The sequence below is a fragment of the Verrucosispora sp. WMMC514 genome, from assembly GCF_027497295.1.
Classification (GTDB): domain Bacteria; phylum Actinomycetota; class Actinomycetes; order Mycobacteriales; family Micromonosporaceae; genus Micromonospora; species Micromonospora palythoicola.
This window is the reverse complement of record NZ_CP114906.1, coordinates 5635021-5654537: the sequence shown is the minus strand read 5'-3', so window position 1 is coordinate 5654537 and position 19517 is coordinate 5635021. Positions and strand designations below refer to the sequence as shown.

Here is a 19517-nt window from a genome sequence, read left to right as displayed (position 1 = left end):
GCGTTTTACCAATGATTGACATTTTCAACGGTCCGTGTTCAGATCGGGTGAACACGAAGGAGTTCTCCATGTCCCTGGACGGCAAGGTCGCCATCGTCACCGGATCCGGACGCGGTCTCGGCCTCGCGTACGCGCAGGAACTCGCCCGGCAGGGCGCCGCGGTGGTGGTCAACGACGTCGACGCGCAGACCACCGCCGACGCCGTCGCCTCGATCCAGGCGCTCGGCGGGCGGGCCGCCGCGGTGGTCGCTCCGGTCGGCCCGACCGAGACCGCCGAGCGGCTGGTCACCACCGCCGTCGAGACCTTCGGGCGACTCGACATCCTGGTCACCAACGCCGGCGTGCTGCGTGACACCGTGCTGTGGAAGATGACCGACGAGGACTTCGACACCGTCGTCAACGTGCACCTGCGCGGCACCTTCACCACCGTGCGCGCGGCGGTGCAACACATGCGGGCGGCCGGCGAGGGTGGCCGCATCATCTGCATCGGCTCCCCCACCGGCCAGCGCGGCAACTTCGGCCAGACCAACTACGCCGCCGCCAAGGCGGGCATCGTCGGCATGACACGCACCTGGGCGCTGGAGCTCAAGCGGGCCGGCATCACCGCCAACACCGTGGTTCCGGTGGCCGCGACCGCCATGACCGCCACGGTGCCCTACTTCGCCGCCGCGGTGCGGGCGGCCGAGCAGGGCGAACCGATGCCGGCGTTCTTCCGGCACGATCTCGGCTTCGGCACGGCCGACGACGTGGCCGGCCTCATCGCGTTCCTCGGTTCCGACGCGGCCGGCGGCGTCACCGGCCAGGTGATCGGGGTGGGCGGCGACCGGCTCCAGATCTGGACCCACCCGGAGGCGGCGCTGACCGCCCACCGCGAGGGCGGCTGGACGTACGATGCCCTGCTCGAAGCCTGGCCGGCGACGTTCGCCGGGGCGCTGCAGAGCGTCGGCGAGCGGTTCCCGGACCTCCCCGAGGAGTTCAAGACCGCAGGCTCCTGACCCGCCGGAGGAAAGTTCCCCATCATGTACCAGCCCGCCATCGACCTCGACACCGTCACCGCGATCGACGTGCACGTGCACATCGAGGTCGACGAGCACGGCCACAACTCGCTGCCCAACGACCTGGTGGCGGCGGTGTCGAAGTACTTCAAGGCCGACGGGCCGCGCCCGGCGATCGAGGCGGTGGCGCAGTACTACCGGGAACGCCAGATGGCCGCCGTCGTGTTCACCGTGGACGCCCGCACCCAGTTGGCGCACCAGCCGCTGTCGAGCGTGGAGATCGCCCGCGCCGCGACCGAGCACGCCGACGTGCTGATCCCCTTCGGATCGGTCGACCCACGCACCGGGGCGGCGGCGCTCGACCTCGCCGGTCGGCTGATCGAGGACGAGGGCGTACGCGGCTTCAAGTTCCATCCCACCGTGCAGGGCTTCGATCCGAGCGACGAGCGGTACGCCCCGCTGTGGGGTCTGCTGGAGAAGGCCGGCGTGCCGGCGTTGTTCCACACCGGACAGACCGGCATCGGTGCCGGCATGCCGGGCGGCTACGGCTTCCGGCTCGGCCTGTCGAACCCGATGCTGCTCGACCCGGTCGCGGCCGAGTTCCCCGACCTCCAGATCATCATGGCCCACCCGTCGGTGCCCTGGCAGGACGAGGCGCTGTCGGTGGCCACGCACAAGCCGAACACCTGGATCGACCTGTCCGGTTGGAGCCCGAAGTACTTCCCGGCCGAGCTGGTACGGTACGCCAACTCACTGCTCAAGCGCCGGGTGCTGTTCGGCACCGACTACCCGCTGCTCACCCCCGACCGCTGGCTGCGGGACGTACGCGCCACCGACCTCAAGCCCGAGGTGCTCCCCGGCATTCTGAAGGACAACGCCGTCCGGCTGTTGGGCCTGTCCAGCTGACGACGAGAGGACGCTCATGACGACGACGATCACCTACGAACAGCTCGCCGACCTGGCCGGCACCGACCTCGGTTACACCGACTACCGGACGGTCACCCAGGACCAGGTGAACCTCTTCGCCGATGCCACCGACGACCACCAGTGGATCCACGTCGACCCCGAGCGGGCGAAGAACGGGCCGTTCGGCGCGCCGATCGCGCACGGCTTCCTCACGCTCTCGCTGGCGGTGCCCTTCTGGACCGAGCTGCTCGACGTGAAGGGGGTCACCACGAAGGTCAACTACGGCCTCGACAAGGTGCGCTTCCCGGCCCCGGTCAAGGTCGGCTCGCGGGTCCGGATGACCGCGACGGTCGCCGAGGTCGTCGAGGTGACCGGTGGCTACCAGATCGCCGTCGACCAGACGATCGAGATCGACGGCGGCACCAAGCCCGCCGTGGTGGCGCGCGGCCTGTACCGCTTCTACGCCTGACGGCTCACCGGGCCGGCCGGCCACGCATCGACGCACCATCCTCCACCACCGGGAGTCCGCTGATGCACGAACAAGGAATCGGCGCCTGGCTGGCCAAGCGCCGACTCAAGTCCCCCGACAAGGTCGCCCTCGTCCATGGCGAGGGCGCCACCGTGACGTACCGCCAGTTCGCCGACGGCACCGACCGGGTCGCGGCGCTGCTGCGGCAGCTCGGCGTCGGCAAGGGCGACGCGGTGGCCTATCTGGGCGAGAACAGTCCGGACTTCCTCCGGGTGATGTTCGGCGCGGCGCGGCTGGGCGCGGTCTTCGTGCCGGTCAACACCCGGCTGGCACCGCCCGAGGTCACCCACGTGCTCACCGACTGCGGCGCGCGGGTGCTGATCCACGATCCCGCGTTCGCCGATCGGGTGGCCGCCGCCATCGGCACCGGACCGTCCCCACGCGTCGTCGTCACCGGGGAGGGCACCGCCGACCGGCCGGGGCTGACCCGGCTGCTGGGCACGACCGCCGCGGACGCCCGCGCCGCCGTCGCGGTGAGCCTGGACGACCCGGCCGCGATCATCTACACCTCGGGCACGACCGGGCGGGCCAAGGGCGCCGTGCTGACCCACGGCAACCTCACCTGGGTCGCGCTCAACTGCGTGGTCGACTACGACGTGGTCTCGACCGACGTCGCGCTGATGATCTCGCCGTTGTTCCACGTCGCGTCTCTCGGCATGGGAGCACTACCGGTCATCCTCAAGGGCGCCACGCTGGTGCTGGAGAAGGGCTTCGAGCCGGGACGCGCGCTCGCCCAGATCGAGCGGCACGGCGTCACCATGCTCAGCGGCGTGCCGACCACGTACCAGCTGATGGCCGACCATCCGAACTGGAGCGCCACCGACCTGTCGACGCTGCGCAAGCTGACCTGCGGCGGCTCGGCCGTACCGACCCGCATCCTCAACGCCTACGAGGAGCGCGGCCTGTCCTTCTCGCAGGGCTACGGCATGACCGAGGCGTCGCCGGGCGCGACGTCACTGCCCCCGGCGATGACCCGCGCCAAGCAGGGCAGCGTGGGCCTGCCGCACTTCTTCACCAGCGTGCGGATCGCCGACGACGGCATCGGTGAGATCCAGATCTGCGGCCCGAACGTCTTCCCCGGCTATCACAAGCTGCCGGAGGCGACGGCCGAGGCGTTCACCCCGGACGGCTGGTTCCGCTCCGGCGACCTCGGCTACCTCGACGCCGACGGCTACCTCTACATCTCGGGCCGGCTCAAAGACATGATCATATCGGGCGGCGAGAACATCTACCCGGCCGAGATCGAGGTCCTGCTCGGCGAGATCGACGGGGTGACCGGGGTGGCGGTCATCGGCGTACCGGACGCGCGGTGGGGCGAGGTGCCCTGGGCGATCATGACGGTGCGCGAGGACGCCACCGTCGACCTGGCCACGGTGCGACAGTTCCTGGACGGCCGGGTGGCCCGCTACAAGGTGCCCAAGAACGTGGTCGTCGTCGACGAACTGCCCCGCACCGCGTCGGGGAAGGTGCGCAAGGCCGACCTGCGGAGCCGGTTCGCGGGTTAGGCCCGACCGCGCCGGGCCGGATCGCCGCCCGCCCGCGCCGCCACACCACCGACGTTCCGGGCCACCGCACCGGTGGTGCCACCGCCGACGAGAGCGGCGAACTCCTCGGCGGAGGCCGCGGCCAGCCGCTGGTGCATCCGCCGGTAGACCTGGGTCGACCGCCCGGCCGGCCACTGCGCGTCCATGAACTCGCGGGGCAGCCTCGGGTCCGCGCGCAGCAACGCGAGCCAGTCGGCCACCAGCATCGTGCGTACGGTGAGCGCGCTCGCCGCCTGGGTCGCGGCGCCCGGGTCGCCCCACACCTCGATGAACGCCAGGTGCTCGCGCCGGATCGCCTCGATGTCCCACGCCGCCCGGACGCTGTCGGCGATCGGGAAGCCGGCTAGTTCCCGGGCGTGGAAGGCGATGACCGTCTGGGGAGGAAGGTCCTGGCACAGCGGCTCCAACGAACCGGCGAGATCGACCTCGCCGGGTGCCAGCCAGAGCCCGTCGCGCAGCGGCGCGAAACCCTCCCAGGTCAGTGTGGAACGCAACCGGTGGCGCAGGGTCCGCTGCCCCTCTGGGATGGTGAACGTGACGAGGGTCCAGCCGGTGCCCTGCGGATCGAACGGGCGCGGGCCCCGGACGCGGGCGGTGGCCTCCCGCAGCACCGCCACCCCGTGCTCGGTGAGCGAGAACTGGATCTCCCGACCGCTCTTGCTCCGGTCGAGCATGCCGGTCTGCACCAGCCGGTCGAGGGTCGCCCGGGTCGCCGGTGCGGCGACGCCGGCTCCTTCGAGGACACCGATCAGGACGCTGGCACGGATCGGCCCCGGGTCATCGTCGACGACGTGCTCGCCGAAGAACGCGAGCAGCAGTTGCTTCGGCTGACGACTGCGCACAGCCCTCCCCCTCGGGCGGATCCGCCCCTCGGCACCATCACGGGGCGACGGTCTGCCCGCGCTTCGCACGCTGGATCTGGTCGTAGACGTGCGTGCGCAGCTCGGTGAAGCGCGGCAGCGCCCGGGTGGTGATCTGGTCGCGCTCCGGCGGCAGGTCGACGGTCAGATCCTCCTGCACCCAGGTCGGCGACGCGGACAACACCAGCACCCGTTCCCCCAGGTACACCGATTCGTCGATGTCGTGGGTGACGAAGAGAACCGAGATCTTCCGGTTCGTGTGCAGCTCCCGGACGAGGTCCTCCAGGTCCGCGCGGGTCTGCGCGTCGACCGCGGCGAACGGCTCGTCCATGATCAGCACTTCGGGTTGGTACGCGATGGCCCGCGCGATCGCCACCCGCTGCTGCATGCCGCCGGAGAGCTGCCACGGGTGACTGCGGGCCGCGTGCGCCAGCCCGACCGCCTCGATGGCATCGGTGACGAGCTTGTCCCGGGCGGGGCGGGACAGCCGCTTGTGCCGCAGCGGCAGCTCGACGTTGCCCCGGACGGTCAACCACGGGTAGAGGCTGCGGCCGTACTCCTGGAAGACGACGGCCATCGCCGGGCTCGGACCGGTCACCGGCGTCCCGTCCATCTCGACCAGACCGCTGGTGGGCCGGAGCAGACCGGCGAGGCACTTCAGCAGGGTGGTCTTGCCGCAGCCCGACGGCCCGACGATGCAGACGAGTTCACCGGAGCGCATGGTGAAGCTGATGTCACCGATCGCCTCGACGTCGCCGTTCGTGGACTCGTAGACCTTGCGCAGGTGCTCCACCCGCAGCAGGGTGCTCTGGTCAGGCACGGTTGACCTCCCTGATTCCGTGGTACCAGCGCAGCACCCGTCGCTCGACGACACCGAAGGTCGCGGCGAGGAGCACGCCGACGAGGCCGAGCAGGAGAATGCCACTCCACATCTCGGCGATGAGGTAGTTACGTTGGAAGTAGGCGATCCGGTAGCCGAGTCCGGCGGACGAGGCGAACATCTCCGAGATGACCATCAGGATCAGCGCGACCGAGAGCCCCTGCCGGACCCCGGTCATGATCCGTGGGCTGGCCGCCGGGAGTACGAGGAACCGAAGCCGCTCCCACCAGGTGATCTGGAACGAGTCGGCGGTCTCGGACATCACGCTGTCGGTGGCCCGGACACCGTCGATCGTGTTCAGCAGGATGGGCCAGACCGCGCCGGAGACGATCACGACCACCTTCATCGTGTCGGTGATGCCGAGCAGCAGCATCACGACCGGGATCAGCACCGGTGGCGGGATGGCCCGGAAGAACTCCAGCAGCGGTTCGAGCAGTTCCCGTAGCCACTGGAACAGCCCGATGAGCGTCCCGGCGGCGATGCCGATCACGATCGAGGCCGCGATGCCGAGGGCGAGCCGGTAGAGGCTCGGCAGCACGTCGTCGACGAACGCGGGGCCGATCCAGGTCTCCCGGAAGGCTTCGAAGATCGTCACGGGGCCGGGGAAGAACCGGTTCGTCGACGAACTCGACGCCAGCCCCCAGATCACCAGCAGCAGGAAGGGCAGCCCGAGGGGATAGAGGAAACCCGCGGCGACCCGGCGCCCGAGGCGCCACCCGGGCGACGACCGGTACCCGATCCGGCCGGTGTGCGTGGTCACAGGACCTCCTCACCGCGTACGGACTGGTGCCACGACAACGAACGCCGTTCGATGAACCGGAAGACGAGATTCACCAGCAGCCCGAGCAGCCCGGTGACCACCACGAAGGCGTACAGCCCGACGGAGTCACCGGCGGAGCGGGACAGCTCGATCATCCGGCCCAGACCGGGGTTGCCGATCACCATCTCGGCGGTGATGGCGAGGATCAGGGCGACCGCCGCGGCGAGCCTGACGCCCGTCATCAGATACGGCAGGGCGGTCGGCAGCACCAGGTACGACAACCGCTCGCGGCGGGTGAGTCCGAAGCTGCGGGCGGTGTCCCGGGCGACCGCGTCGACGTCGGCGACACCGTAGATCACCTGCACGAAGACCTGCCAGAACGACGCGTAGATGATGATGAGCAGGGCGGCCTGCATCTGGATGCCGAACAACAGCACGGCGAGGGGAATCAGCGCCACCGAGGGGATGGGCCGCAGGAACTCCACCACCGTGTGGGTGGCGCGGCGCAGGAAGGGCACCAGCCCGACGATCGTCCCGAGGACGACCGCGGCGGCCGTGGCCACGGCCAGACCGATCGCCCAGGAGGTCATGGTGTACCCGAGCCGCCGCCAGAAGGCGAGGTCACGAAACTCCTCGGCGAGCCGGGCGAACACGTCGGTCACGTACGGCAGGTACTGCGAGTTGATCAGGCCCAGGGTCGGCACGAGTTGCCAGACGACGAGGAACCCGGTCAGCCCGACAACGCCCAGCATCACCTTGCGCAGCGAACGGGGACGTCGGAGGGACAAGACGTGCATGTTGCTCCCGTGGTCGGCGGCGACGCCCTTCCCGGCCGGTGACCGGGAAGGGCGGGACCGCGCCGGCTACTACTGCTGTTGGATGAGGCGGTCGAAGTTGGGCTGCTGGTCGAGCACCTTGTACTTGCCGGCGAGCGTGGCCAGCGACTCCAGGCTCGCCCGGTCCAGCTCCCAGCCGAAGCGCGGCAGCTTCACCGAGTCCGCGACCGGCTCCGGGAGTTCCAGGTTGTCCTTGATCGCCTGGCGGACGGCCGCCTCGTTGGCGGAGTCCTGCGCCCAGGCGAGGGTCTCCTTCATCGCCGCGGTGAAGTCGGCGACCAGCTCGGCCTCGGAGTCCATCTGCTCCTTCGTCGTGATGGCGGTGAGCGTCGCCAGACCGGGGGCGACCGCCTGGTAAGGCGCGACGACGAACGTGTCACCACGGTTGCGCAGCTGGGTGACGAAGGGTTCCGGCACCCAGGCGGCGTCGATGTTGTCGGCTTCGAGCTGCGCCGGGACGTCGGGGAAGGCGACCTCGACGAACTTGATCGTGGACGGGTCACCGCCGTCCTTCTCCACCGCGGCCATGATCGTCACGTCGCCGGCCGCACCGAGGCTGTTGACCGCCACCCGCTTACCCGCGAGCTCCGCCGGCCGGGTGATGCCCGACTTGGCCGAGGCCACCACGGCGTTGATGTCGTCGCCCTCGGCGTAGGACGAGGCGTAGTTGCCGATGATCACCACGCCGAGGTCCTGCAGGTCGGCCCGGAACGGGCCGAACGGCTGACCGATGGCGAAGTCGATGTCCCCGTTGATCAGCGCGGGGATGGCCTGGGCCCCGCCCTGGGCGGGCAGCACCTCGACCGAGAGTCCGTGCTTTTCGAAGATGCCGGCCTTCATGCCGCACCACAACGCGGCGGTCTCGGTGATCGGCAGGGCCGCGACACGAACCTGGCGGAGTTCGCCGCTGTCCTCTCCCGAGGGGGTGGCATCCGAGTCCGTACATCCAGCGAGCGCGATCGCGACGCTGGCGATCAGCCCGAGCGTGAATACCTTCTTCATCGACAAGGCCCTTCCTGGGGCGGGGGTGGTGGGCGCGTCAACACCTACGGGCGCCTTCAGACCTACGGCGGGCTCGATGTGAGTGAGATCACCCGGCCGTGTTGGCCATCGTCGGCCACCGACCTTCGAATGTCAAGAAATTCTGACGCCCGTCATGAATCGATTGAATATCGGTTTGGGCACGTCAGCCCAACGCGCGCGCCAGCTCGGTGCGGGACCGGATACCGAGCCGATGGTAGATGTTGCGAAGGTGATGGTCGATGGTTCGGGTGGACAGGAACATCTGCCTGGCCACTTCCCGGTTGGTGGCACCGGCGGCGACCAGGTGCGCGATGCGCAGTTGCTGACCGGTGAGCAGCCGCACGGCGTGCGGGTCCGGCGGGCCGACGGACTCCCCCGCCGCGCGCAGTTCCACTGTGCTCTGCCGGGCCCACGCCTGCGCGCCGAGCAGGATGAAGGTCTGCCGGGCCCGGTGCAGGTGATCGCGGGCCTCCCGGGGACGGCGGGCGCGGCGAAGTTCCCGGCCGAAGAGCAGCTCGGTGCGCGCCCGTTCGAAGGTGGCGGCATCGGTCGGGTGCAGCGACAGCGCGGCCCGGAAATGCTGCTCGGCCTCGGTGCTGCCGCGCGGGGCCAGCAGGGCGTGGCAGCGGGCCGACAGCGCCCGGCGCAGCGGGCTGGCGGTGCTGCCGGCCCACCTGTCGAAGACGGCGAGCGCGCCGCGCGCCCGGGCGTGCCGACCGTCGTGCGCGGCGGCCTCCACCAGGTGGGGCGTGGCCATCACCTGAACGAGCACCTGACCGCGCCCGGTACCGGGTCGAGCCAGCGCGGCCAGCCGGTCGGCGGCGTCGGCGTACCTGGCCTCGGCCAGGTCCAGCAACGCGAGGGCCCACTCGGCGAGGGCGTGCGGACGACTGCCCGGCACGGCGGCGTCGCCCAGCTCGGCGACGTGACCCAGACTGGTGTCGCGGTCGGAGCGTACGGCTGCGAGCACGGCGAGCAGACCGAGATGTGCGCCGACGCTCGTGTGCTGGCCGGTGGCCCGCGCCACCCGCAGTCCTTCCCGGCAGCTGCTCGTCGCGGCCTCGTGGCGGCCCAGCCAGTACTCGCTCATCGCCCGCAGTTCGAGCGCCCTGGGCAGCAGGGACACCTCACCCCGGTCGAGGGCACGTTCGACGGCGTGGTCGGCGAGCCGGTACGCCGCGGCGTCCACCGCGACCAACAGACCGGCCACGGCCGCGCCGGTCAACGCGGTAGGGGTCGCCGCGGCACCGGTCAGCCGGCCGCCGAGCACCACCGCCCGACGCAGCAGCGGGCCGCCGTGGGCGTGTTCGCCGCGCAGCGTCGCGGCCACTCCGGCGACCAGGGTGGTCAGCAACTCCGCCCACGGCGGATCCGCGTCGTGCCGAAGCGCCGCCATCCGGCGGGCCACCTCGGCGTAGCGGTACTGGTCACCGCAGTAGCAGACGGCCTCGCCGGCCCGGACCAACGCGACGAGCGCCGACTCGCGGTCGACGTCGGCCAGCGTGCTCGCGGCGGCCAGCAGGGTCGGCAGCGCGGCCGGCACCGGTCCGCAGCGCAGCCGCATCTCGCCACGCAGCAGTTCGGCGAGGCCCCGGATGGCGGCCATCCCCCGATCGCGCACCACGTCGCCGCCGGCACCCGGCCCGGCCGGCCCGGGCGACATCTCCTGGGGCGACGCGTCGGGTCCGTTGTCACGTCCGCCCGGCGGTACCGCAGCCGGACCGCTGGGGGCATCCGCGACGTGGTGCAGCAACGCGCGGGCCCGGTCGGGTTCGCCCGCCTGCCAGGCGGATCGGGCGGCGCTGATCCACCGGCTGGCGGCGAGCACCGGATCGTCGCTGAGTTCGGCCGCCCGGGCCAGCGCCGTCGCCGCGGCGGAGCGGTCCGCGCGGTCACCGGCAGCGTCCGCCAACTCCGTGGCCAACGCCGGTGCCGGTCCGTCGGTCGCCGCCGCCAGGTGCAACGCCCGGCGCAACCGGGCTCCGGTGCCCTCGAACACGGCGGCGAGCAGCAGATGGGCGTCGCGGCGCGCGGCAAGGGAGGCGGTGGCCTCGACCATGGCGCGGGTCAGCGGTCGCGCGAAGGCGGCGCCACCCGCCGCCGTGAGCCGGATCAGGCCGGCGGCCTCGGCCGGTGCGAGCGTGTCGACACCGCCGCCGGCCGTTCGCAGCGACCGGCCCAGCGTCACCGGATCCACGACGTGAGCCTGGTCGGCCGGGCTCGGGTGGGTCGGGGCGGTCGCGGCGAGCGCGGCCAGCAGCAGCGCGTGCCGCGCGTCGTCCGGCAGCCGGCAGAGCAGTCCACGGTACGCCCGGCCCAGGTCGCCGTCGGCCGGCACGGCCGCGGGCAGGGGCTCCGCACCCTGCCACTGGCCGGGTGTCAGCGAGTCCGCGAGGTCGACGAGAGCCTGCGGGTTCCCGGCGGCGAGGGCGCTCAGCCCGGCCAGCACCGGGCCCGGTGGTGGCGGCGAGGGGCAGCGAGCGGTCAGCAGGGCGTGACTGTCCGGTTCGTCGAGCGGCTCCAGCCGGTGGCGGGGTATCGCGTCCGCCCCGCTGTCGCTGCCGGTGACGAGCAGCAGGACGACGGGCAGGTGCGGCAGGCGTCGGGCCACCAGGGTCAGCAACCGGGCGGTGGGAGCGTCGCCCGCGTCGAGGTCGTCCATGGTGCACAGCAGCGGACCGTCGTGGGCGGCCTCGGCGAGCAGACCGAGCACGGCGTGGGAGAGCACGAGCAGGTCCTGGTCGCGACAGCCTTCGCCGGCCATCGCCCGGCGCAGCACCTGCCGTTGCCGTTCGGGCAGCGTGCCCGCGCCGTCGAGCACCGGGTCGAGCAGCCGCTGCAACCCGGCGTACGGCAGCGTCGCCTCGTCGGGCAGGCCGGCGGCGGCGAGCAGTCGACGCTCCCGACCATGCCGGTGGGCGTACGCCAGCAGCGTGCTGCGCCCGGAGCCCGGCTCGCCGTGCAGCAGCAGCGCTCTCCCGGCCGGTGCCGCCAGTAGCCTCCGGATCTCCCGACACTCCGCCTGCCGGCCCCGTAGCACATCTATTTGCACCGTGGATGCATTAATCATGCATCGAGTCTCGCCTACCCGTCGGCGCTTGAGAAGAGGGAATTGTCGGGCGGCGGCCCGGGTTCAGCGGTCGGCCGGCTCGGTGAGCAGCGCGCCGACGGTGCGGGCCATCACCGCCCGGGCCGCGTCCACGCCCAACCCGAGGCCGTCGCGCAGGGTCGACCACGCCGGCCAGGTGCACGCCGCCACCACGGCGTTCACCAACTGGTCCCGGGCCGCTCCGGCGCGGTCCAGTTCGTCGGCGAACAACTGCTCGACCTCGTCGCGTACCCGGGCGATGTGCTTGAGCCGGTTGCGGCGCAGCTGCGCGGAGACCGGTTCACGCATCTGCGCGGCCCGGGCCGACGGCGCGATCAGTTGCAGCAGTTTCGCCCGCTGCCGGCAGAACGCGTCGACCCGCTTGGTCAGCGGCAACGTGGGCGAGATCGGCCGCCAGGCGGCGTCCTGCTGGCGCAGCAGCTCCGCCCCGCTGGCCTCGAACAGGGTCTCCATGTCCTTGAAGTTGGTCCAGAGCGTCCGCAGGGAGATGCCGGCCCGCTCGGCGATGCGCTCGCCGGTCGGGCGGAGGTCGCCCTCGGAGATGAGGGCGAGATGCGCCTCGACGATCGCCGCCCGGGTGCGCTCGGCCCGAGCGGTGCGCCCGTCCACCCGGCCGGCCGCCTCGGCACTGACCATCCCCGCCGTCCCCCTCACCCTGGCGTTGCGAGCGTGCCTGCCGAGTCTAGGCGTTGACCGGACCCCGCCCCGTCGAGCCTCGTGGGACACGGCCGGGCCGCCGCGCTCGCGGTGACCGGTTCGCGCACCGCGCCCGGTGTGCGCCGCTCGGGTCAGCCGGCGCACACCGGGCGAGCGGATCAGGCGCTCGGCACGCCGTTGGCCGGTGGCGCCACCGGCGGTGCGGCGTACTCGTTGACCGGCCCGTCGGCCTCGTCGGTCTCGTAGGTGGGGCCGAAGTAGCGCTGTTCTCCCCCCTCGACCCGGCTGAGCCGGCCGCCGCCGTAGCCGGAGTGGTCGGTGGCGGAGAACCGCAACGGCGCCACCCCCGGCCCCTGGTAACCACCCTTGCGGACGGCCTCGACGAGCGACTCCCGGGTGAGGTCCTTGCCGGCGGCCTGCAGCACCTGCACGAACAGGTAGCCCACCGCCATGCCGTAGACGGTGTTGCCGTCGAACTCCGCACCGCCGTTGTGCTCCGTGTTCACCTTGGTGAACAGCTGGATCCACGGGTCGTCGCTGTCGCCCTGCATCGGCAGGTAGTTGAGGCCGATCAGCCCCTCCAGCAGGCCGGCGGCGTCGCCGAGCTGCCGGGACAGCGTCGGCAGGTCGGCGCCCACGTTCGACACCACCCACTGCGGCTTGAAGTCCAGTCGGGCGGCGGTGCCGACGGACAGGGCGGTGAAGCCGGGCACGGTGGCGAGGATGACCACCTCGCAGCCGGCCGCCTTGAACGCGCCGATCTGCGGTGCGACGTTGGTGTTGCTGGTGACGTAGGTCTGGCGGTCCGCCACGCCGTCGGCACCGAGCACCTTCTCCACGCCGGCCAACGCGTCCCGGCCGAAGTCGTCGTCCTGCCCGAGGAAGCACACCTTACGGCCGGGCAGGGCGGTCTTCACGTGGTTGGCCAGGATCTTGCCTTCGACGGTGTAGTCCGGGTTGAAGCCGAAGGTGTTCGGGTAGCGGTCGGGCTGGTCCCAGTTGCGGCTGCCGGAGGCGACGAAGAGGTCGGGCACCCGGTTGGTGTGCAGGAAGTCCAGCACGCCGGTGTGGGTCGGGGTGCCCAGGCCGTTCAGGATGGCGAAGACCTTGTCCTGCAACACGAGCTGCCGGACGACCTGCTGGGTGGTCGCGGGGTTGTAGCCGTCATCCACGATCTTGTAGGTGATCTTGCGGCCGTGCACGCCGCCATTGGCGTTGACGTAGTCGAAGTACGCCTTCGTCGCCGGGGCGATCTTCGAGTAGCCGGCGGACGCCGGACCGGTGAGCGGCATGTGGGTGCCGACGACTATCTCGTTGTCGGTGACGCCGGGCACCGCCGCGCCCGAACCGGGACCGTCGTCGGCGCCGCAGGCGGCGGAGGTGAGCAGCAGGGTGAGGGTGGTGGCGATCACGAGACCGCGTCGTGCCGTGCTTCGCATGGGACACCGACCTTTCATCGGTCCGGTTGTGCGATATGGGTAGTTGCGGTGAGCGGGTGGAACGGTTACGACCGCCCGACCGGCCAGCGGGCGCGCAGCGCCCGGGCCAGCCGGGACAACAACCCCTGCACGCCGCCGGGCGCGGCGATCATGACCACGATCAACGTGGCGCCGAAGATCGCCAGCGGCAGGTTGCCCTCCAGCCGCTGTGCCGCCGCCGGTGAGAGGGTGAACAGGTTGGTCAGGGAGTGGGTCAGGTCGGGCAGGGCGACCAGCAGGAGGGCGCCCCAGGCCGCCCCGGCGAGTCGGCCGAGACCGCCGATGACCACCGCCATCAGCAGGAACAGCGACAGCGTCAGGCCGAAAGCGCCGGGTGACACGCTCTGCGCGAGCACCGCCAGCAGGGCGCCACCGAGGCCGGCACTGGCCGCGCTCACCACGAACGCGACGACCTGGGTACGCGCCACGTGGATGCCGGCCAGGCGGGCGGCGACCTCGTCGTCGCGTACCGCCCGGAAGGCCCGGCCGTAGCGGCTGCGGACCAGGTTCGCCAGCAGCACCAGGCAGCTCAGGGTCGCCGCGGCGGCCACCCAGAGCTGCCACCGCTCGTGCGGGAAGTAGGTGCCCAGCCCGGCCGGGGCGGGGGCCACCGGCACCGCCAGACCCTGCTCGCCGTTGAAGACCCCGTCGAAGGTGACGGTCAACGCCGGCACCACCACGGCCACCGCGAGGGTGAGCCCGGCCAGGTACGGCCCGCGCAGTCGGGCGGCGGCGACCCCGACGACCGCGCCGACGACGACGGTGGCCAGCACCGCCGCCACCAGCGACACGATCAGCCACCCGCCGGCGGTGAAGCCCCGCTCGGCGAAGGCGTTCTGCACCAGGGCGAGGGTGTACGCGCCGGTGGCCATCAGCGCGCCGTGTCCCAGCGAGAGCTGCCCGCAGAGCCCGGTCAGCACGGTCAGCCCGGCGGTGGCGCAGAGGTACGCCGCCACGGTGGCCAGTTGGAAGTTGCGGAACGAGTCGAGCTGGTAGCTGGCCAGCAGCACCAGCAGCGCGACGCCGGCCGCGACGGCGAGGTGGCGTACCACGGTCGGCAGCGACCGGCCGGGCCGGGCGGGATCGGCGGCGGCGTGCCTGGCCTGCGGCGCCGCCGCCCGGGTGGCGCTCACACCCGCCTCGCGGTGACCGGGGCGAACAACCCGCCGGGACGCAGCAGCAGCACCGTCAGCAGCAACGCGAGCACCGCGAGCGGAATGAGGTCTCCACCGGCGTATCCGCTCACGTAGGACAGCAGCAGGCCGACCCCCAGACCGCCGACGACCGCGCCGGGCGGGCTGTCCAGCCCGCCGAGCACCGCGGCGGTGAACGCGGAGACGAAGACCAGGTCCATCGCGTGCGGATGCAGCCCCAGTCCGGTGGGGATGACGAGCATCGCGGCCAGGGCGCCGACACCCGAGGCGAGCGCCCAGCCGAGGGTGAGCATGCCGCCCACGTTCACGCCGAGCAGTCGGGACACCTCGGGGGCGAACGCGGCGGCGCGCATCCGCAACCCGATCGCGGTGCGGGTGAAGACCCAGACGAGGGCCGCGCCGACCACCCCGACAGTGGCGAAGACGAACAGGTCGTACGGGGACAGCACGGCGGTGCCACCGACCGTCAGCGCGGTCCGGCTGAACGGTGGCCGGGCGGGCAGGTACTCGTTGCCGTACACCATGCCGAGGACCGCCTGGATCAGCAGGACCAGCCCGAGCGCGACGATCACCGGGTTGAGCGGTGACCGGTGGTCCACCAGCCGCATCACCGCGAGGTCCACGACCGCGCCGAGCAGCAGCCCGGCGAGCAGCGCCGCGCCGAAGCCGAGCCAGTACGAGCCGGTGGCGGCGGTGACGCTGTACGCGACGTACGCGGCGGCCACCGCCATCGCGCCCTGGGCGAAGTTGACGATCCGACCGGCCCGCCAGATGAGCACCAGGGCGAGTGCGAACGCGGCGTAGACCGCGCCCCTCGACAGGCCGTCGAGGGTGAGGAAGAGGAAGCGGTCCACGGTCCTCCTTGCGCTTCAGAATCCGAGGTAGGCGTGGCGCAGGTCGGCGTCGTCGCGCAGCCGGGCGGCCGGTGCGGCCAGGGCGACCCGCCCGAGCGACATCACGATGCCCTGGTCGGCGACGGCCAGGGCGCTGCGCACGTTCTGCTCGACCAGCAGCACGGTCAGCCCGGTGTCGTCGCGCAGCCGGCGCAGCAACGCCATGGTCTGGGCCACCACGCGGGGAGCCAGGCCGAGCGACGGTTCGTCCAGCAGCAGCAGGCGGGGCCGGCCGACCAGGGCCCGACCGAGGGCCAGCATCTGCCGTTCGCCACCGGAGAGCTGGTGGCCGAGGTGTCGCCGCCGTCGGGCCAGGGGCTCGAACAGCTGGTAGACCTCGTCGAGGGCGTGCCCGGCGGCGGTGCGGTCCCGCCGCCACAACGCGCCGAGGCGCAGGTTCTCCTCCACCGTGAGTTCACCGATCACGCCGCGCCCCTCCGGCACGTGCGCCATGCCCCGCCGGACGAGTTGCTCGACCGGGGTGCCGCGCAGGTCACGGCCGTCGAGGAGGATCCGACCGGCGGTCGGGCGCAGCATGCCCGACAGGGTGCGCAGCAGGGTGGTCTTGCCGGCACCGTTGGCGCCGATGACCGCGGCGATGGTGCCGGTGGGCACCCGCAGGTCGACGTCGTGCAGCACCGGCACCGGCCCGTAGCCGGCGGCCAGGGCTTCGACGGTGAGCAGGTCGCCGGCCACTACGCGGCCTCGTCGACGGCCGCACCGAGGTAGGCGTCCACCACGGCCGGATCCTCGCGGACCGCCTCGGGCGACCCGGTGGCGACGACCCGCCCGAAGTCCAGCACCACGATCCGGTCGCAGACCGCCATGACCAGGTCCATGTGGTGCTCGACGAGCAGCACCGCGCAGGGGTCGGTGGCCCGGTGCGGCAGTTGCCGGATCAGCTCCGCGAGCGTGTCCACGTCGTCGGCGCCGAGACCGCCGGCCGGCTCGTCGAGCAGCAGCAGCCGGGGGCGGGCGGCCAACGCGCGGGCGAGCGCGACCCGCTGGCGTACCGCGAACGGAAGGGTGTCCGGCGCGGCCTCGGCGTACTCCGTGATGCCCAGGTCGGCCAGGACGGCGTGGGCGTGCTCGCGCAGCCGGCGTTCGTCGCGGTCGCTGCGGGGCAGCCCGAGCAGGGCCGGCAGCAGCCCGGCGCGGGCGGTGTGGCTGGCCCCGGCCATCACGTTCTCCAGGACGGTGAGCCCGGCGAACAGGCCGGTGCCCTGCAGTGTCCGGGCGATGCCCAGCCGGGTCAGCCGGTGTGGTCGCGGTCGCAGCGGTCGGCCGTCGAGGGTCAGCGTGCCGGTGTGCGCGGTGACGAAGCCGCACACGACGTTGAACAGGGTGGTCTTGCCGGCCCCGTTGGGGCCGATCACCCCGACCACCTCGCCCGGCCCGACCGTCAGCGAGACGTCGTCGAGGGCGGTCAGGCCGCCGAAGCGGACGCCGACCTGGTGCAGTGCGAGACCGTCCGCCATCAACCCGCCCCTCGCCGCACGACCAAACTTATTACACTCGGAGTGTACGTTTCTCGCGTGTTTCGTCAACACCCTCGATGCCTGGTTGTTACCTACCGGTACAACGATTCGTGGCGCCGTCGCCGGTGCCCGGTCCGGGCAGGTCGACCAGCCGGGCCAGGGCCTCCCGGTGCCGGTCGGCCGTGCCGAAGGCGATCGCGGTGCTCTTGGCCCGCTTGAGGTAGAGATGGGCCGGGTGTTCCCAGGTGAAGCCCAGCCCACCGTGCAACTGGACGCAGGTTTCCGCCGCCCGGACCGCCACCGGACCGCAGTACGCCTGCGCCAGCGCGGCGGCCAGCGCCGCCTCCGAACCGACCGCCCGCCCGTCGGCTGGCGCGGTGCCGAGTTGGTCGGCCGCGTACCGGGCCACCGCCCGGGCCTCGGTCAGCTCCACCCAGAGATCGGCCAACCGGTGCTTGACCGCCTGGAACGAGCCGACCGGCCGGCCGAACTGGTGGCGTTGCCGCACGTAGTCCACCGTCGTGTCCAGACACCACTGCGCCACCCCGACCTGCTCGGAGGCGAGCAGCGCCGCGCCCGCCGTCAGCGCCGCCGTGATCGCCGTCGCGGCCACCGCGCCCCGGGCGACCGGTCGGGCGGGTGCGGCGGTGAACTCGAGGTCGACGAGCGGTCGGGTGACGTCCAGCGACACCACGGGAGTCCGGCGTACCGCCGGGTCGGCGCCGTCGACGGCGTACAACCCGTCGGCGGCCGGGACCAGCAGCAGGCCGTGCGGGACGGTGTCGGCCACCCCGAGCACCCGGCCGGACAGCGTCGGACCGGGTCCCAGCGTGACCGGCCCCGGATCCGCGTCGGGCGCGGTGGCCAGGCCGACGGCCAACGCCACGTCGCGTTCGGCGGCGGCGACCTGGCGCAGCAGGCTGGACTCACCGCAGGCGAGCAGCGCGCGGGTGGCCACCACGGTGCCCAGGAAGGGCACCGGCGCGGCCGCCCGGCCCAGCTCCTCCAGCACTACCGCGACCTCGCGGAAACCGGCCCCGGCGCCACCGTGCTCGACGGGCACCGCCAAACCGGTCACCCCGGTCTGGTCGACCAGCCGACGCCACAACGCCCCGTCGTACGGCTCGCCCGCGTCGACGGCGGCGAGGATCCGCTGCCACGGTGCGTGCGCGGCCAGCAGCGCGTGGACGCTGTCGCGCAGCGCCTCCTCGTCGGCGTCGTAGAGCAGGTCGGTCATCGGTCCACCCGAGGCTCGGCGGGCAGCCCGAGCACCCGCTCGGCGATGATGGTGCGCAGGATCTCCGACGTGCCACCCTCGATGGAGTTGCCCCGGGCGCGCAGGTAGCGGTAGGTGGCGGTGCGGCCGAGCAGGTCCGGGGCCACCGGCCGACGCATCGTCCAGTCGTCGTGCCGCAACCCCTCGGCGCCGCGCAACTCCACCTCCAGACCGCTGATCCGCTGGCTCAGCTCGGCGAAGGAGAGCTTCACCGCCGAACCTTCGGGGCCGGGCTGGCCGGCGGCGACCAGCTGCCGCAGCCGCAGCGCGGCCAGTCGGGCGGCCTCGGCGCGTACCCACGCGCGGAGCACCTGCGTGTGCAGGCCGCCGGTGCGCAGGTCCGGTCGTTCCCGCCACAACCGGGCCAGCACCCCGACCATCCCGCCCTCCCGGGGCAGCGGCCGTCCGCCGATGGCGACGCGCTCGTGCATCAGGGTGGTGCGGGCGATCCGCCAACCGTGCCCGACCTCCCCAATCCGGTGGGCGTCGGGTACCCGGACCCCGGTCAGGAAGACCTCGTTGAACTCCGCCTCACCGGTGGCCTGCCGCAGTGGCCGCACCCGCACCCCCGGTGCCGTCATGTCGCAGACGAAGTAGGTCAGGCCGTGATGCTTCGGCGCCGCCGGGTCGGTACGGGCCAGCAGGATCGCCCAGCGCGCCTCATGGGCCAGGGAGGTCCACACCTTCTGGCCGTCGACCACCCAGTCGTCACCGTCGGGCACCGCCCGGGTACGCAGGCTCGCCAGGTCGCTACCGGCGTCGGGCTCGCTGAACAGCTGGCACCACACCTCCTCGCCGGTCCACAGCGGTCGCAGCCAGCGCCGGCACTGCGCCTCGGTGGCGTGCCGCAGCAGGGTGGGCGCGGCCATGCCGAGCCCGATGCTGTTGCGCCGGGGCTGGTTGTCCGGCGCGCCGGCCTCGGTGAAGGCGTCGTCCACCACCGCCTGCAGGTGCGGTGGCGCGCCCAGGCCACCGCGACCGGGCGGATGGTGCACCCAGGCCAGCCCCGCGTCGAAGCGGGCGCGCAGGAAACCGGTGCGGTCACCGCTCGGGTCGTGCGTCCGCAGGAACGCGGCGACCAGCCGGCGCAGCCCGTCGGCCGTGTGGTCGGACACTCACCACCTCCAACATTGTTGCAC

Annotated in this window: 18 protein-coding genes; 4 read left to right on the top strand and 14 right to left on the bottom strand. The window is 72.4% G+C overall.

Annotated elements, in window-relative coordinates:
- Positions 1–68: 68 nt before the first annotated feature.
- The 4 genes from O7597_RS26210 to O7597_RS26195 all read left to right on the top strand — a co-directional run bounded on the left by O7597_RS26210 (position 69) and on the right by O7597_RS26195 (position 3935).
- Positions 69–995: an SDR family NAD(P)-dependent oxidoreductase gene (locus O7597_RS26210; protein WP_281581038.1), complete on the top strand. Its 927-nt coding sequence runs from the start codon at positions 69–71 to the stop codon at positions 993–995.
- 24 nt (positions 996–1019) lie between these two features.
- The gene (locus O7597_RS26205; protein WP_281581037.1) at positions 1020–1901 is read left to right on the top strand and encodes an amidohydrolase family protein; all 882 of its coding nucleotides are present in this window, start codon (positions 1020–1022) and stop codon (positions 1899–1901) included.
- A gap of 16 nt (positions 1902–1917) precedes the next feature.
- Positions 1918–2370, top strand: a complete 453-nt coding sequence (locus tag O7597_RS26200; RefSeq protein WP_210823268.1) for a MaoC family dehydratase — start codon at positions 1918–1920, stop codon at positions 2368–2370.
- A 62-nt stretch (positions 2371–2432) separates the two neighbouring features.
- On the top strand, positions 2433–3935 hold the full coding sequence (locus O7597_RS26195; protein WP_281581036.1) for a long-chain fatty acid--CoA ligase: 1503 nt from the start codon (positions 2433–2435) through the stop codon (positions 3933–3935).
- On the opposite strand, the gene O7597_RS26190 is transcribed toward O7597_RS26195, so the two are convergent.
- From O7597_RS26190 to O7597_RS26125, 14 genes are all read right to left on the bottom strand, one after another.
- Entirely contained in the window at positions 3932–4816 is an 885-nt protein-coding gene (locus O7597_RS26190; protein WP_269741347.1) for a PaaX family transcriptional regulator C-terminal domain-containing protein, read from the bottom strand. The two genes, O7597_RS26195 and O7597_RS26190, sit on opposite strands and share 4 nt — an antisense overlap.
- Positions 4817–4853: 37 nt before the next feature.
- Positions 4854–5654 carry an ABC transporter ATP-binding protein gene (locus tag O7597_RS26185; RefSeq protein ID WP_281581035.1) on the bottom strand — a complete coding sequence of 267 codons (801 nt, stop codon included), beginning with the start codon at positions 5652–5654 and terminating at the stop codon, positions 4854–4856.
- Positions 5647–6474 (bottom strand): ABC transporter permease, encoded by an 828-nt coding sequence (locus O7597_RS26180; RefSeq protein ID WP_269741345.1) that lies wholly within the window; start codon positions 6472–6474, stop codon positions 5647–5649. Before O7597_RS26180 ends, O7597_RS26185 begins: the two co-directional genes overlap by 8 nt.
- Positions 6471–7262, bottom strand: a complete 792-nt coding sequence (locus O7597_RS26175; RefSeq protein WP_269741344.1) for an ABC transporter permease — start codon at positions 7260–7262, stop codon at positions 6471–6473. The genes O7597_RS26180 and O7597_RS26175 overlap by 4 nt, the downstream gene beginning before the upstream one ends.
- A 78-nt stretch (positions 7263–7340) precedes the next feature.
- Positions 7341–8312, bottom strand: coding sequence for an ABC transporter substrate-binding protein (locus O7597_RS26170; protein WP_281581034.1), 972 nt, complete (start codon positions 8310–8312; stop codon positions 7341–7343).
- Between the two features lie 184 nt (positions 8313–8496).
- Positions 8497–11403 carry a LuxR family transcriptional regulator gene (locus tag O7597_RS26165; RefSeq protein ID WP_281581033.1) on the bottom strand — a complete coding sequence of 969 codons (2907 nt, stop codon included), beginning with the start codon at positions 11401–11403 and terminating at the stop codon, positions 8497–8499.
- A gap of 63 nt (positions 11404–11466) precedes the next feature.
- Positions 11467–12078: a TetR/AcrR family transcriptional regulator gene (locus tag O7597_RS26160; RefSeq protein WP_269741341.1), complete on the bottom strand. Its 612-nt coding sequence runs from the start codon at positions 12076–12078 to the stop codon at positions 11467–11469.
- A gap of 179 nt (positions 12079–12257) precedes the next feature.
- A complete protein-coding gene (locus O7597_RS26155) occupies positions 12258–13538 on the bottom strand; it encodes an ABC transporter substrate-binding protein (RefSeq protein ID WP_281581032.1) in 1281 nt (426 codons plus the stop codon).
- 65 nt (positions 13539–13603) lie between these two features.
- A complete protein-coding gene (locus tag O7597_RS26150; RefSeq protein ID WP_269741339.1) occupies positions 13604–14710 on the bottom strand; it encodes a branched-chain amino acid ABC transporter permease in 1107 nt (368 codons plus the stop codon).
- Complete coding sequence (locus O7597_RS26145; protein ID WP_269741338.1) at positions 14707–15585, bottom strand: branched-chain amino acid ABC transporter permease; 879 nt, start codon at positions 15583–15585, stop codon at positions 14707–14709. The genes O7597_RS26150 and O7597_RS26145 overlap by 4 nt, the downstream gene beginning before the upstream one ends.
- 15 nt (positions 15586–15600) lie before the next feature.
- Positions 15601–16320 (bottom strand): ABC transporter ATP-binding protein, encoded by a 720-nt coding sequence (locus O7597_RS26140; protein ID WP_269741337.1) that lies wholly within the window; start codon positions 16318–16320, stop codon positions 15601–15603.
- Positions 16320–17102: an ATP-binding cassette domain-containing protein gene (locus O7597_RS26135; protein WP_269741336.1), complete on the bottom strand. Its 783-nt coding sequence runs from the start codon at positions 17100–17102 to the stop codon at positions 16320–16322. Before O7597_RS26135 ends, O7597_RS26140 begins: the two co-directional genes overlap by 1 nt.
- Positions 17103–17190: 88 nt before the next feature.
- Positions 17191–18339, bottom strand: a complete 1149-nt coding sequence (locus tag O7597_RS26130) for an acyl-CoA dehydrogenase family protein (RefSeq protein WP_281581031.1) — start codon at positions 18337–18339, stop codon at positions 17191–17193.
- Positions 18336–19493 carry an acyl-CoA dehydrogenase family protein gene (locus O7597_RS26125; RefSeq protein ID WP_281581030.1) on the bottom strand — a complete coding sequence of 386 codons (1158 nt, stop codon included), beginning with the start codon at positions 19491–19493 and terminating at the stop codon, positions 18336–18338. Before O7597_RS26125 ends, O7597_RS26130 begins: the two co-directional genes overlap by 4 nt.
- Positions 19494–19517 lie beyond the last annotated feature (24 nt).

Excerpts from the sequence above, each read along its gene's own strand:
- O7597_RS26155 (WP_281581032.1), bottom strand. The coding sequence starts at position 13,538 with ATGCGAAGCACGGCACGACGCGGTCTCGTGATCGCCACCACCCTCACC.
- O7597_RS26135 (WP_269741336.1), bottom strand. The coding sequence starts at position 17,102 with ATGGCGGACGGTCTCGCACTGCACCAGGTCGGCGTCCGCTTCGGCGGC.
- O7597_RS26200 (WP_210823268.1), top strand. The coding sequence starts at position 1,918 with ATGACGACGACGATCACCTACGAACAGCTCGCCGACCTGGCCGGCACC.
- O7597_RS26130 (WP_281581031.1), bottom strand. The coding sequence starts at position 18,339 with ATGACCGACCTGCTCTACGACGCCGACGAGGAGGCGCTGCGCGACAGC.
- O7597_RS26165 (WP_281581033.1), bottom strand. The coding sequence starts at position 11,403 with ATGATTAATGCATCCACGGTGCAAATAGATGTGCTACGGGGCCGGCAG.
- O7597_RS26195 (WP_281581036.1), top strand. The coding sequence starts at position 2,433 with ATGCACGAACAAGGAATCGGCGCCTGGCTGGCCAAGCGCCGACTCAAG.
- O7597_RS26160 (WP_269741341.1), bottom strand. The coding sequence starts at position 12,078 with ATGGTCAGTGCCGAGGCGGCCGGCCGGGTGGACGGGCGCACCGCTCGG.
- O7597_RS26210 (WP_281581038.1), top strand. The coding sequence starts at position 69 with ATGTCCCTGGACGGCAAGGTCGCCATCGTCACCGGATCCGGACGCGGT.
- O7597_RS26205 (WP_281581037.1), top strand. The coding sequence starts at position 1,020 with ATGTACCAGCCCGCCATCGACCTCGACACCGTCACCGCGATCGACGTG.
- O7597_RS26170 (WP_281581034.1), bottom strand. The coding sequence starts at position 8,312 with ATGAAGAAGGTATTCACGCTCGGGCTGATCGCCAGCGTCGCGATCGCG.